The organism is Ruegeria sp. K11, from assembly GCF_056531905.1.
Window position 1 is genome coordinate 110,137 of sequence record NZ_JBQFMP010000001.1, and the last position, 14,274, is coordinate 124,410.

Below are 14,274 nucleotides of genomic sequence, written 5' to 3' on the forward strand. Positions count from 1 at the left end.
GGACCCAGCCGGGCCCGGGGCTTTCTCTGACCGCAGTTAAGGTACGTGATGAGACGACCAAACCCGATTCAGGTTGACGCGGACGAGCATCGCTCGGGCTGGCGCACCATTCGCAAAGTCACGCCCTATCTGTGGCCGGACGATGAACCGTGGGTCAAGCGGCGGGTCGTGTTGGCTCTGGTCATGCTGGTTCTGGCCAAGCTGATCGCGGTCTATACCCCGATCCTGTATAAAGGTGCGGTGGATGGGTTGGCCGGTGAAGGCGTGCCACCTCTGGCGTTGGGGGCCGTCGGGTTGACTGTGGCCTACGGCGTCGCGCGTATGATGACCGTCGGCTTCCAGCAATTGCGCGATGCCTTGTTTGCGCCCGTCGGTCAGCGCGCCTTGCGGGCGCTGGCGCTGGAGACATTTCAACATATTCACCAGCTTTCGATGCGCTATCACGTGACCCGACGCACGGGCGGTCTGAGCCGCATCATCGAGCGCGGCGTGAAGGGTGTTGAGTTTCTGTTGCGGTTTCTGCTGTTCTCGATCGGGCCGCTGATCCTTGAGCTGCTGCTGGTGGCCATCATCCTGATGGTGCTGTTTGACGTGTGGTATCTGGTCGTCGTGGCGGCCACTATCGCGCTTTATATCTGGTTTACGTTCGCGGTGACCGAATGGCGCGTGAAACTGCGGCGCGAGATGAATGATCAGGATACTGAAGCCAACCAGCGCGCGATAGACAGCCTGCTGAATTTTGAAACCGTCAAGTATTTCAACGCCGAAGCCCGCGAAGCTGACCGGTATGATGTGTCGATGAAAGCCTATGCCGGGGCAGCGCTGAAAACAGCCTATTCGCTGGCATTTCTGAATTTCGGACAGTCCTTTCTAATCACCTGTGGCCTGATTGGGGTGATGGTTCTTGCCGCTGTTGGCGTGCAGAATGGCGCGCTGACGGTGGGCGATTTCGTCATGGTCAACGCCTACATGATTCAGATCACCGTTCCGCTCAACTTTTTGGGCACGGTTTATCGCGAGATCCGCCAGTCTCTGGTGGATATGGGGCAGATGTTCGATCTGCTGGAACAACCGGCCGAGGTCACCGACAAACCCTGCGCGCCAAACCTGAAAGTCTCGGGCGGGGAAGTGACGCTGGACAATGTGCGGTTCGGATATGAAGCGGATCGCGAGATTCTCAAGGGTGTGTCTCTGACCGTCCCGGCGGGTCAGACAGTGGCCATCGTCGGGGCCACCGGATCGGGGAAATCTACCATTGGACGGTTGCTGTTCCGGTTCTACGATGTCACTGGTGGCACGTTGAAGATTGACGGGCAGGATGTGCGCGACGTCAGCCAGACCAGCCTGCATGCCTCGATCGGGGTGGTGCCGCAGGATACCGTGTTGTTCAACGATACGATCCGGTACAACATCGCCTATGGTCGGGAAGAGGCCACGCAGGATGACGTGGAAGCCGCCGCAAAGGCTGCGCAGATTCATGACTTCATCAACAGCCTGCCGGAAGGGTATGAAACCAAGGTGGGCGAACGCGGTCTCAAGCTGTCGGGGGGCGAGAAACAGCGTGTCGGCATTGCGCGCACGTTGCTCAAGAACCCGCCGATCCTGCTGTTGGACGAGGCGACCTCGGCGCTGGATACGGATACGGAACAGGACATCAAGGATGCGCTGGCCCGCGCGGGCGAGGGGCGGACGGTGATCACCATCGCCCATCGTCTCAGCACGATTGCCGAGGCGGATCGGATCGTCGTGCTGGAGCGCGGTGAGATTATCGAGCAAGGCACCCATGACGAGCTGATTGCGCGCGAGGGGCGATATGCCCAGCTTTGGAACCGCCAGCAATCGGATGCGCAGGCGGCCTGAGTGGTCGGAATCGTCTGCGGACCGTGCTATTCTGTGCCGACTGGCAGGCGGAGGATTTTGAATGCGGAATTTGGTAAAAACCGGATTTGCGGTTCTGGCCATTGCTTTGGCCAGTCCGGTTCTGGCGGCTGATCCCATCGAAGGGGTTTGGAAAACCGAGCCGGACCGGAAAGACCTGACCTCGCATATCAAAATCTCGGCGTGCGGCACTTCATTCTGCGGTCAGATTCTGTCGGCCTATGACAGCAGCGGGAAAGAGGTGCAGACACCCAATATCGGGAAAAAACTGTTCTGGGATGTCGCCAGCGAAGGGGGCGGCAAGTATGGCGGCGGAGAGTTCTGGGTGCCTCTGATCAACGTAGAGGCCGTGCCGCAAATGACGTTGAGCGGCGATACTCTGGCGGTCAAAGGCTGTGAGCACGTGGTATGCGCCCACCAGACCTGGACACGCCTGAAATAGAAAGGGCCGGAAAGTCCGGCCCCTTGTGTTATTCTGCGGCGCGGAGTGGTGCGCCGGGCGGATGTCCTTCGGTCTCGGGTGCACCCGCGTCATCCTCCCACACAATCTCGGTCGATTGCATGGACCTTGCGGTTTTGCCCACTGCCATGTCCTGCGCGATCTGGCTGGACCGTCCGGCCGTCAGCCGGGCCAATGCCCGACCCAGCCAGACGGCATAGGTGGTTACCCAGACACGTAATGCGAGGAACGAGGGCGTCACAATCAACGTCAGCACGGTTGCGATACCCAGACCGAAGACCACGGCGGTCGCCAGTTGCTTCCACCACAATGCCGTGGGGCTGTCGATGGAATAACCGCCGTTGATAAAGTCCAGCGACAGGCCGAACATCATCGGCGTCAAACCCGCCATCGTGGTCAGAGTGGTCAGCAGAACCGGACGGATACGCGCCTCGGCGGTGCGCACAATGGCGTCGATCCGGGGCATATAGCGGCTGTATTCCTGATAGGTGTCGATCAGAACGATATTGTTGTTCACCACGATCCCCGCCAAAGCCACAATGCCCGTCCCGGTCATGATGATCGAAAACGGCTGTTGCATCACCATCATCCCGATCAGCACGCCCGTAGTGGAAAGAACCACGGCCAGCAGCACCAATACAGAGTTGTAGAACGAGTTGAATTGCGCCAGCAGGATCACGAACATCAGACCCAGAGCGGCCAGAAATGCGCTGGACAGGAACGCCTGGCTTTCGGCCTGATCTTCCTGATCCCCGGTCCATTCCCAGCTAATCGTACTTCCAAACGGGCCGGTGTTCAGCCATTCGGTCAGCACCGCAATCCGCTCGTTGGGGTTGATGAGCGCAAACCGGGCCTCGCCCTCGTCGATCAGTGTTCGAAGCTCATCAATGGATGCGGCACCCGTCAGCTGGAGCAGTTCAAAGCCGGTCCCATCCGCATTGGTGATGGTTGCGCCATTTGCCTGCTGCCCGTCTTCCAACGGGCGCACGACGGCCAGCCGCTGTTCTGCCCCATCGGTATCGACGGACACGATCTTGCTCAGCCCCGCTTCGACATCGGCCTTGACGTCGTAATAGCGTTGTTGATCGACGCGGTTGATCTCGGCCAGTTTTGCCACCGGCTGACGGGTGACAAAGTTCGACAAGGGCACCAGCCCGTCCGGCGTACGGACCTTGAGGGTATCCAGCGTGGACAGAACCCTGTCCTCATCGGGCAGGCGGACGCGGATCTCGATCTCTTCATCGGTTGAATCGGGGCGCATCTCGCCCAGCAGGATGCCACGGGTGACAAGCTGCACCATGGCACCCACCGTGGCCACATCGGCGCCGAAACGTCCGGCTTTCGCGACATCGACGTCGATCTGCCAGTCGATTCCGGGCAAGGGCAGGGTGTCTTCGATCTTGATCAGCCCCGGCGTCTGTTCGAACACCTCACGCGCGGTTTGTGTTGCCGATGTCAAATCACCCCAGGCGTCGCCCTTGATGCGCAGGTGAACAGGTTTGGCAGAGGCCGGGCCTTGTTCCAGCGGCAGGATTTCGACTACGAAACCGGGGATCTTGGCCAGTTCGGTGTTAAGTTGGTCCAGCACGAAGTCGCCGTCATATTCCGGCGCAACCACATGACGGTCGAACAATCCGCCCGCAATGGGTTCTGTGATGTTCGGGCGATCTTCCCACGGGATGATTTCAAACTGAACACGGCCAACCGTATCTGCCGGGGCAGAGGCGCCGCCGTTGTTCTGGTTCAGCCCGCCTTCGCCCGCAAAGGCAAAGACGTTGATCACTGCGGGATGTGCGCTGATCACCCGTTCGGCCTCCAGAACCATGGCGTCCTTTTCCGCCAGGGACAGATTGCCCCGCGCGCGGACGTAGGCCGTGGCCTGTTCAGGCTCACTTTCGACAAAGAACTCGACGCCGCGGTTGTTTGCGCCATAAGCGGTCATGACGCTGTAGACGGCAAAGCCCACCAGAAGGATCGACACGACCGGCATGATCGGATTGCCGACAAGGAACTTCACGACATATCCGAAGGCGGTGTGTTCCTTGACCGTATGCACATGTTCGTCAGGCTTACGCTCAATTCGCGCCGCGCTGAGCGTGACCGAGCCAGCAAATGCGCCGATCAGGAACATCAGCGCCCCGAGGATCGTGCCCCCCGACGCCCCGGCGGGCAGCAGATAGGCGGGGTTCAGCATCTGCATCGCGCCAAGGAAGATCATGTAAAGCGAGGGCGGCACCAATAGCGCCCGAACCACCCAGGGCGTGCGCGCGCGCAGCCAAGTCGATGTGTGATCAAACGTACGGCTCATGCGGCCTGACACGCCCCCGACGACCGGCAGATAGATCAGCGCGACGATCAATGACGCCGAAAGAACAAAAATCAGGGTGACGGGCAGCATACCCATGAACTCACCCGGAATGCCGGGCCAGAACAGCATGGGCAGGAAGGCACACAAGGTCGTGGCGGTTGAGGACACGATGGGCCAGAACATCCGCTGCGCCGCCTCGACATAGGCGTGCATCGGGCCAACGCCTTCCTTGATGCGTTTATCCGCGTATTCGACGACAACGATGGCCCCATCGACCAGCATCCCAACCGCAAGAATCAGACCGAACATCACGATGTTCGAGATGCTGACCCCCATCACCGCCAGAAAGGCGAAACACAGCAGGAACGAAGTGGGGATCGCAAAGCCCACCAACAGGGCCGCCCGTGTGCCCAGCGAGGCCAGAACGACGATCATCACCAGCGCGATGGCGGTCAGAACCGAGCCCTCAAGCTGGCTGACCATGGACCCCACGATACGGCTTTGATCGTTCGAGGTGCCCAGATCGACGGCGGCCTGCATCTCGGGCGGCCAGTTGGTGCGGGCCTCGGCAATGGTTGCTTTGACTTGCGCAACCGTGTCGATCAGGTTGAAACCCTTGCGTTTGACCACCTGAAGCGCCACGGTAGGCTCCCCGTCAAAACGCGCCGTGCCTTCGCGATCTTCGAACGTGTAATTGATCTCTGCCAGTTCTCCCAACGTGACAACCCGATCACCGTTGACCTTGACCGGCAGGCCATAGACGTCCTGAGCGGTTTTGAAAGACGAGGGGATTTTGACCGAAAACGTGCCTTGCTGAGTTTCCACCTCACCTGCGGCAATCAGTTGATTGTTGTTCTGAACGACATTGATCAGTTCGGCAGCGGTGATGTTGTAGGCCTCAAGGCGCAGAGGGTCGATGACGACCTCCAGCAACTCATCCCGATTGCCGGCGATCCCGGCCTCAAGCACGGAATCCATCGCCTCAAGCTCGTCCTGCAAGTCCTTGGCAATGCGCGCCATTGTCCGTTCCGGTACCGCGCCGGTCAGGTTGACGATAACGATCGGGAACTCCGAGAAATTGATCTCGGTCAGTGTATATTGCTCGGCACCTTCGGGGAAATCCGCCTGCGCGCTGTTCATCGCATCGCGCACATCGGCGGTAATGGCTGTCTTGTCCCAGCCGAAATCAAACTCCAGCGCGATGCCAGCATAGCCCTCGGCGGCTGTGGCCGTCATCTCTTTCAGGCCGTCCAGATCCGCCAGTTCGGTTTCCATCGGCTTGATCAGAAGGCTCTCGGAATCCTCGGCGGAAATGCCGGGAAACTGAACCGAAACAAACAGGGCCGGAATCTCGATATCCGGCTCGCCTTCTTTGGGCAGGCCGACATAGGCAAACCCGCCGATCACAAGCGAGATGGCGATGAAAGCCAGAACCATGCGGGCCCGGTTTGCGGCCCAGTCGACGATTCCCGTCATTGTGCCGCTTCCCTGTATGTCGGCGCAACGGTCACGCCTCGCGTGACGTATTCCTGACCAACAATGATCACATCCGTCGTATCCGGCAAACCGCCGACCAAAACGCCTTCGGCGGTGTCACGCAGCAATGAGATTGGCATGAAATCAACGATGTTCCCACTGCCAACGGTGCGGACGCCGACTTGACCTTCGTTGTTCAGCGTCAGTGCGGATTGCGGCAGCATATGCGCTTTGACCCCCTCGGACGCGATCTGGATATTCGCGGTTTGTCCATCGCGGATCAGCAACTCGGGGTTTGGCACGGTGATTTCGACCTCGAAGGTCCGGGTCTCTTCGTCCGCCGAACGGCTGAGGAATGTCACGCGCCCTTCGACGTGCAACCCGGTAACCAATTGGGCCGTTGCCGTCGATCCCACGAGAATGCGGTTCACTTCGGTTTCGGGCACAAAACCCACCAGTTTGATCGGATCAAGCTGAATGACCGTAGCGCACAAAGAGCCGGGCTGCATCAGGCTGCCTAACTCGGCTGTGTCGCTTTCCAGAAGACCTTTGAACGGGGCTTCGATGGTCAGGCGATCCATTTCGCGATGTGCAGCATCAACTTCGGCCTGCGCCGCTTCGATCCCTGCGCGGGTTGCCTCCAGTCCGGCCTCGGCCGATTTTATCCCTGCTTCGGCGGTGCTCATCTGGGCTTCGCTGGAAATGCGCCGGGTTTCCGAGCCAAACCCGGTTTCGGACAGCTTGCGCGCCGCCTTCAGGTTGATCTCGGCTTCTGCGACACGGGCATGGGCTTCCTGCAGGCGGGCTTCGGCCTCGGGCACACGGCTTTGGGCTTCGTGCTGGGCCGCGACCGCCTCGGCCAGGCTTGCGGGGCGGGTTCCGGCATCCAGTTCGCACAGCAGATCGCCTGCCTCGACGAAGGTTCCTTTGCGCTTGGGCTCGGACACAACAGTCGACGTGGTCTCGGACAGAACTTCGACCTGACGGTTCGCCTTGGTCTGGCCGCGCAGCAACACAGCGCTTCCGATTTCCTGAGCTTTCGAACGCATTACTACCACGCCAATTGCATCGGAGGGCTCGACCGCAGCAGCTTCTGTGGCATCTTCCGAAGTCTCGGCCTGCGCAGCGCCGCGCCCGGCGAAGGCAAACAAAGAGTCGCGTTCGAACACCAAATAATACAGCGCGACGATCACCAACGCGGCATTAACGAATGAAATCAAGCGCATGCAGTGCCTCTTTTTGCGTTTTTTGCCAAACTTTAACCGGCATGTTCGCTTAGAAATGGGGGTCTTTCGCCGGTATTTCCACACTAAACTGAATAGTTCGGTTCACTTTTTTTCGCAAGACCCGCCTGTAACCCGGCAAATGTGTAGATTCCGGCACTTGGCTTGGCCGTGGCGGCGAGGTATGACATGGCGCTAGAAAGCAGGACAGACAGCCTGGGGGCAGGGATGAGCGACACCGACAGTTTCATTGATGAGGTCACCGAAGAGGTGCGCCGGGACCGCATGTACCTGTTGCTGCGCCGTTGGGGCTGGGTCGGTGTTGTCGCTGTAATCGCCATTGTTGGCGGGGCCGCATTCAACGAATACCGTAAGGCCCGCGATGCAAGCCAGGCCGAGGCGTTGGGGGATGCGATTCTGGCCGCGTTGGCCGAAAACGGATCAACCGAAAGGGCTGAAGGCCTGCAGTCGATCCAGCATGAGGCAGCCGGCGGCGATGCGGTGGTGAACATGCTGCTGTCGGCGTCGCAGTTCGAGGCCGGTTCGACCGAAGACGCAGTGAACAGCCTGAATTCCATCGCCACGCAAGGCGAACTGCCCGAAATCTATCGGGCCATCGCAAGCTTTAAGGCGCTTTTGCTTCAGACCGACAGCCTGTCGGCCGCTGATCGTCGTCAACAGTTTGAGGCGCTGGCAAGTCCGGGCGCACCGCTGCGCCTGCTGGCCGAAGAGCAACTGGCCCTGATAGATGTGGCCGAAGGGGAAACCCAGGCGGCGCTGGATCGTCTGCAGGCCTTGCGACAGGATGCTGAGGCCGGGATTGATCTGCAACAGCGTGCGGCGCAGCTGATCGTGGCGCTGGGGGGCGAGCCCGAACCGGTCGTGGCGCAACAAGGCTGACATCCAATCGTATGACGGCACATACAGGCGAGTTCTGAAGATTATGGTAACACGTTATTTCTCACGCTTTGGAGTGCCGCTTGCGGTGACCGCGCTTGTTGTCCTCAGCGGATGCGAAGAGCCCGAGGAAATTCTGCCTGGCGTGCGTGAGGATGTGCGCCCGGTTATCGACAATGAGGCTGTCGAAACGCGTGGGGCGAAACCCATCAGCCTTCCGGCCCCGACCCGAAATGCCGAGTGGGCGCAAAGCGCCGGGACGCCCGCGTTCCGTACAACCAACGCAGCGCTCAGCAAGGCACCGCAACGTATTTGGTCCAGATCGATCGGAGCAGGCGATAGCCGCAAGCAGCGGATTACCGCTGACCCGGTCGTGGCGGGCGGATTGATCTACACGTTGGATTCAGGGGCAAATGTCACGGCCGTCACGCCGCAGGGACAAGTCGCCTGGAGCACGAATCTAATCCCTCAGAATGAGAAAGAAGGCGATGCCACTGGCGGGGGGTTGGCCTATTCCGGAGGCGTTCTCTATGTCTCGTCCGGGTTTGGTCGCCTGTCTGCGCTGGATGCCAAAAGTGGGGCGTTGAAATGGCAAAAGCGCCTGAACGCCACTGGCAGTGGTGCGCCTATGGTCAGCGACGGTTTGTTGTATCTGGTGGCCGGGGATCAGACCGGATGGGCCGTAAACACAGATGATGGGCGCATAGCGTGGCAGATCAGCGGCACGCCCAGTGTTGGTAACGTTCTGGGGGCGCCCGCTCCGGTTCTGGCGTCAGACCTTGCGGTTTTTGCCTTCGGGTCCGGGGACATCGCCGCGACATTCCGCCGAGGCGGCATTCGACGCTGGAACGCTTCGGTTGCGGGCGGACGACGAGGGCGTGCAGCCGCGCAGATTGTGGATGTCACCGCCGGGCCGATGGTGGTGGGCAACACGATCTACATTGGCAACCATTCCGGACGCACCGTAGCCTTTGACGCCGGATCGGGGGATCGGAACTGGACCGCTCTGGAAGGCGCGGTGGATACGGTCTGGCCTGCGGGAAACAGCATTTTCCTGATCAGCGACCGCAGCCAACTGGTACGCCTGGATGCGGCGGATGGATCGATTGTCTGGGCGGTGGATTTGCCCGGCTTCGTCAAGGACAAGCCAAATCGACGTGGCCCAATCTTTGCCCATTACGGGCCGATTTTGGCCGGAGGTCAGATCGTTGTCGCCTCAAACGACGGTTTCGTGCGGTTTTTCAACCCGGTGGATGGGACGCTGGTGGGGCGCGCTGACGTGCCCGGCGGTGCCACAACGGCACCGGTTGTGGCGGGACAGACGCTGTATGTCGTATCGACCAAAGGCGAACTGCACGCTTTCCGTTGACGACAAGATGCGCTAAAGGGCGCATCTTGAGTCTTGAAAGATTGGTATCATGTCGCTGACCCTCGCCATTGTGGGGCGCCCGAATGTGGGCAAATCCACCCTGTTCAACCGCCTTGTGGGCAAACGTCTGGCGCTGGTCGATGATCAGCCGGGCGTGACGCGCGATCTGCGCGAAGGTGAGGGGCGACTGGGCGACCTGCGTTTTACCGTCATCGACACGGCGGGTCTTGAAGAGGCCACCGATGACAGCCTGCAAGGCCGGATGCGTCGCTTGACCGAACGTGCTGTGGACATGGCAGACGTGTGCCTGTTCATGATTGATGCGCGCGTTGGGCTGACGCCCACGGACGAGATGTTCGCCGAAATCCTGCGCAAACGTTCGAAACATGTGATTTTGGCCGCCAACAAGGCCGAAGGGAATGCGGCGGATGCGGGTGTTCTCGAAGCCTACAATCTGGGACTGGGTGAGCCGGTACGACTGTCGGGTGAGCATGGCGAGGGGATGACGGACCTCTATGCGCAACTGATGCCGCTGGCGGACGCTGCCGAGGAGGCACGTGCCGAAGAAACGCCGCAAACCGATATCGAACTGGACGAAGAGGGCGAGGGTGAAACGCCGCTGATCACGGCGGATAAACCCCTGCAAGTTGCGGTGGTCGGACGTCCGAATGCGGGCAAATCGACGTTGATCAACAAAATCATCGGCGAAGACCGTCTTTTGACCGGTCCCGAGGCCGGAATCACGCGTGATGCCATCAGCCTGCGGATTGACTGGGCCGATCCCGATGGTGGCAGTACTCCGATGCGGATCTTTGATACTGCCGGGATGCGTAAGAAAGCCAAGGTGCAGGAGAAGCTGGAAAAGCTCTCGGTCTCGGATGGTCTGCGCGCGGTTAAATTTGCCGAGGTTGTGGTGGTCCTTCTGGATGCCGCGATTCCGTTTGAACAACAGGACCTGCGCATCGCCGATCTGGCCGAGCGTGAGGGCCGCGCCGTGGTCGTCGCCGTCAACAAATGGGACGTTGAGGACAACAAACAGGAAAAGCTGCGCGATCTGAAAGAGTCCTTTGAACGGCTGCTGCCCCAATTACGCGGCGCTCCGCTGATCACCGTTTCGGCGAAGACGGGGAGGGGTTTGGAACGCCTGCGCGCCGCGATCCTGCGCGCCCATGACGTCTGGAACCGCCGTGTGCCAACGGCGGCGCTGAACCGCTGGCTGACGGCCATGCTGGAACAGCACCCGCCGCCCGCACCACAGGGGCGTCGGATCAAGCTGCGTTACATGACCCAAGCCAAGACCCGCCCGCCGGGCTTCGTGGTGATGTGCTCGCATCCCGACAAGATGCCCGAGAGCTATAACCGCTATCTGGTCAACGGTCTGCGCGAGGATTTTGACATGCCGGGCACTCCGATCCGGCTGACATTGCGCGGGCAGGGGGACAAGAACCCCTACAAGGGGCGGCGCAAGAAAAACGCGGGTGCCCTGGCCAAGCATCTCAAAGGACGCGCGTAACTGCGCTAATTTTCAGCATTTTCAGACAGGGGGCGTGACAGCCCCCGTTCCCCGCGCTAGCATTCAGCCGTGTGCATTTGTTTTCGCACACACCTTGTTTGCGGGTTGTCCGCATATCATTTTGAGATACGACATAACCTGACCACCCTGGGGAGCGGGCGTGATGGATCTGAGGGAATATACACGACAATACGCGGTACAGGACAACCGGCTGGCCGCGCTCAGCTATTTCGCAACTTTTGCGGTGTATTTCGCATCGCTGACTCTGGCGATCGTCTATGTGGATCGCTGGTATGTCATGATCCCGGCTGGGGTCGTTTTTGCCTTCTCTGCCGTGCGTCTCTACGTGCTGCAGCACGATTGCGGGCACCACTCTCTGTTCGAGACGCGCGCGCAGAATGAATGGGCGGGCCACGGCCTGTCGCCGTTCACCTTTGCGCCGTTTGAGGTGATGAAGCAGAACCACAACCTGCATCATTCCGGGATCGGTAATCTTGAGCACCGCGAAACCGGCGAAATCCATACAATGACGCTGCGCGAATGGGACGAGGCCGACTGGAAAACCCGTTTTTTCTACAGGCTTTATAGGAACCCGTTCATTCTGGTGCCCGTGGGGGCGTTGTTTACGTATTTCATCCGCTATCGCTGGCCCAAAAATACGGTACGGTTTGGCGCAACCGGCGTGATCCTGCATAACCTTTCGATCATCGTGTTCCTTGGTCTGCTCTACCTGATTGCGGGTACCACTGGCGTCCTGGTGTGGCTGGCGTTTTCCTTTCTGGGCGGCATGCTCGGGGTATTCCTTGTCTATCTGCAGCACAATTTCGAGGACACGTATTGGGACCGGCGACCGGACCTCGATCCACAACTGGCAGCTTTGCAGGGTTCCTCAGCGCTGGATTTTGGATGGTGGTTCGACAATGCGGTGGCCTGCATCACCTTGCATGACATCCATCACTTTAACGCCCGCATTCCGTCATACCGTTTGCGCGCATGCCACTATAATTTGCCACTCGAATACACACCGCGCCGGATCAAGTTTCCCGAGGCGGTGACGGCGCTGAGCCTGAAACTTTGGGACGAGGACGCCAAGCGGTTGGTTCCTTTCCCGAAAAAGAATCATTCCGTTGATCTGGCTCATAGCAATTAAGCGACCTGATCGATAAGATTTGCAGCACTGTATATGCCGTGCGCAGACAGGTTGCCATTGGGACAAGGAAAGGACAGAAAATGACCGCTGTGACCGACGTAAAAGGTGTAGGAGAGGCGCTTGGAAAAGCGCTGAGTGCCAATGGCTTCAAAACGGCAGAATCCATCGCCAAAGCAAGTCCGAACGATCTGGTCAAGGTGCCCCGAATTGGAATGGCGCGTGCGGCTGTACTGATCGCGGCGGCGAAAGAAACCTGCGCGGCGAAACCTGCGACACCCCCGCGAACAGCCCGCAAACCGGCGCCCCGCAAGCCGGCGCGCAAGACCATAGCGGCCGCAGCGGCCGAGAAACGCGCAGAAGAAGCGGCGCGCAAAGCGGCTGAAGAAAAGGCGGCCGCCGAAGCAGCCGCGGCAAAAGCCAAGAAAAAGGCCAAGGCCAAAGCAAAAGCGGAAAAAGCCGCCAAGAAACGTGCTGAGATGGAGGCCGTGTTCTCAAGTGCTAAGGAAAAGGTAAAAGCCAAGGCCAAGAAGGGTAAAAAGCCCAAGAAAGACAACAAGAAGAAAGCCGAAAAGAAAAAGGACGACAAAAAGAAAGACAAGTCCAAGGATAAGAAGAAAGACAAGAAAAAGGCGAAGAAGTAACCCTTCCTCGCCCTTGGTCATTCGGGTCCGGCGCGGTCCAGCCCGCGCCGGATTTCTTATGCCAGCGTGCCATCCAATTGCAGGGTCTGCTTGCCGCCCAGATAAGGGCCCAGAACGTCCGGCAGGGTCACGGTGCCATCAGCATTCTGGCCGTTTTCCAGAACGGCGATCAGACAGCGGCCCACCGCCAGGCCCGAACCGTTCAGCGTATGCACGTATTCGGGCTTGCCGCCCGCTTCTGGACGGAACCGCGCGTTCATGCGGCGAGCCTGAAACGCACCGGTGGTCGAGACCGAACTGATCTCGCGATAGGCGTCCTGACCGGGCAACCACGCCTCGATGTCAAAGGTGCGGCGCGCGCCAAAACCCATATCGCCGGTGCACAAGATCACTGTGCGGTAGGGAATACCCAATTGCTCCAGCAGGTCTTCGGCACAGCGCAGCATGCGCTTTTGTTCATCGTCCGACTTGTCTGGATGCGTGACCGAGACCATCTCGACCTTTTCGAACTGGTGCTGGCGCAACATTCCGGCGGTGTCCTTGCCGGCGCTGCCCGCCTCGGACCGGAAACAGACCGTGTGGGCGGTCATGCGGATGGGCAGCGCGGCCTCCTCCAGAATGTCGCCTGCGACCGAATAGGTCAGCGTGACCTCGGAGGTGGGGATCAGCCACCATCCATTGGTCGTCTGATAGCTGTCATCACCGAATTTGGGCAGTTTGTCTGTGCCGTACATGGCCTCATCGCGCACCAGAACAGGGGTCTGCGTTTCGGTCAGGCCGTTCTTGTCGATATGCGTGTCCAGCATGAACTGCGCCAGCGCCCGGTGAATGCGGGCAACGCCCTTGGATAGGTTCACGAACCGGCTGCCGCTGGATTTGGCGGCCGTTTCGAAATCCATCGCGGCGGCAACAGCGGGGATTTCGTAGTGTTCCTTCGGAGCAAAATCGAACGCGCGTGGCGTGCCCCAGCGGTTGACTTCGACATTGTCATCCTCGTCGGCGCCTTCAGGCACATCATCGGAGGGCAGGTTGGCAATGCGCGCCAACTGGTCGGTCAGCAGGGCGTCCAGATCCTTGGCCTCGTTCTGCATCCGCGCGATCTCGGCCTTTTTCTCGGCGACCAAGGCGCGTAGGCGTTCGAACTCGGCCTCATCACCGCGGCCCTTGGCGGCACCGACCTCTTTGCTGGCCTTGTTCTGTTCGGCCTGCGCGGTTTCGGCGGCCAGAATCTTGGCCCTGCGGCTTTCGTCCAGCCTCAGCAGGTCTGACGACACCGGCGCGTCCCCACGGCGCGCAAGAGCGGCGTCGAAGGCGGCAGGGTTTTCGCGAATGGCGCGGATGTCGTGCATGTCTCAGATC

Annotated in this window: 10 protein-coding genes; 7 read left to right on the forward strand and 3 right to left on the reverse strand. The window is 59.8% G+C overall.

The genetic code is table 11. The annotated features are described in order from the left end of the window. Positions 1-48 precede the first annotated feature (48 nt). On the forward strand, positions 49-1,860 hold the full coding sequence (locus ACR0K4_RS00580; RefSeq protein ID WP_480852434.1) for an ABCB family ABC transporter ATP-binding protein/permease: 1,812 nt from the start codon (positions 49-51) through the stop codon (positions 1,858-1,860). Between the two features lie 61 nt (positions 1,861-1,921). Further along, on the forward strand, positions 1,922-2,320 hold the full coding sequence (locus tag ACR0K4_RS00585) for a DUF2147 domain-containing protein (RefSeq protein WP_480852435.1): 399 nt from the start codon (positions 1,922-1,924) through the stop codon (positions 2,318-2,320). A 28-nt stretch (positions 2,321-2,348) separates the two neighbouring features. Here the strand turns inward: ACR0K4_RS00585 and ACR0K4_RS00590 are convergent, their stop codons facing one another. Continuing rightward, positions 2,349-6,122, reverse strand: a complete 3,774-nt coding sequence (locus tag ACR0K4_RS00590; RefSeq protein ID WP_480852436.1) for an efflux RND transporter permease subunit — start codon at positions 6,120-6,122, stop codon at positions 2,349-2,351. Next, a complete protein-coding gene (locus tag ACR0K4_RS00595) occupies positions 6,119-7,348 on the reverse strand; it encodes an efflux RND transporter periplasmic adaptor subunit (protein WP_480852437.1) in 1,230 nt (409 codons plus the stop codon). Before ACR0K4_RS00595 ends, ACR0K4_RS00590 begins: the two co-directional genes overlap by 4 nt. A 225-nt stretch (positions 7,349-7,573) precedes the next feature. Between ACR0K4_RS00595 and ACR0K4_RS00600 the strand changes: the two genes are divergently transcribed. The 5 genes from ACR0K4_RS00600 (at position 7,574) to ACR0K4_RS00620 (ending at position 12,915) form a co-directional block, all read left to right on the forward strand. Then, entirely contained in the window at positions 7,574-8,245 is a 672-nt protein-coding gene (locus tag ACR0K4_RS00600) for a hypothetical protein (protein WP_480852438.1), read from the forward strand. A 43-nt stretch (positions 8,246-8,288) separates the two neighbouring features. Further along, positions 8,289-9,611, forward strand: a complete 1,323-nt coding sequence (locus tag ACR0K4_RS00605; RefSeq protein WP_480852439.1) for a PQQ-like beta-propeller repeat protein — start codon at positions 8,289-8,291, stop codon at positions 9,609-9,611. A 49-nt stretch (positions 9,612-9,660) separates the two neighbouring features. Next, a complete protein-coding gene (gene der / locus ACR0K4_RS00610) occupies positions 9,661-11,124 on the forward strand; it encodes a ribosome biogenesis GTPase Der (RefSeq protein ID WP_480852440.1) in 1,464 nt (487 codons plus the stop codon). A 163-nt stretch (positions 11,125-11,287) separates the two neighbouring features. After that, complete coding sequence (locus tag ACR0K4_RS00615; RefSeq protein ID WP_480852703.1) at positions 11,288-12,274, forward strand: fatty acid desaturase; 987 nt, start codon at positions 11,288-11,290, stop codon at positions 12,272-12,274. An 80-nt stretch (positions 12,275-12,354) separates the two neighbouring features. Beyond that, a complete protein-coding gene (locus tag ACR0K4_RS00620; protein WP_480852441.1) occupies positions 12,355-12,915 on the forward strand; it encodes a helix-hairpin-helix domain-containing protein in 561 nt (186 codons plus the stop codon). 56 nt (positions 12,916-12,971) lie between these two features. Here ACR0K4_RS00620 and serS read toward each other — a convergent pair whose 3' ends face one another. Then, positions 12,972-14,264 carry a serine--tRNA ligase gene (gene serS, locus ACR0K4_RS00625; protein WP_480852442.1) on the reverse strand — a complete coding sequence of 431 codons (1,293 nt, stop codon included), beginning with the start codon at positions 14,262-14,264 and terminating at the stop codon, positions 12,972-12,974. Positions 14,265-14,274: the final 10 nt, after the last annotated feature.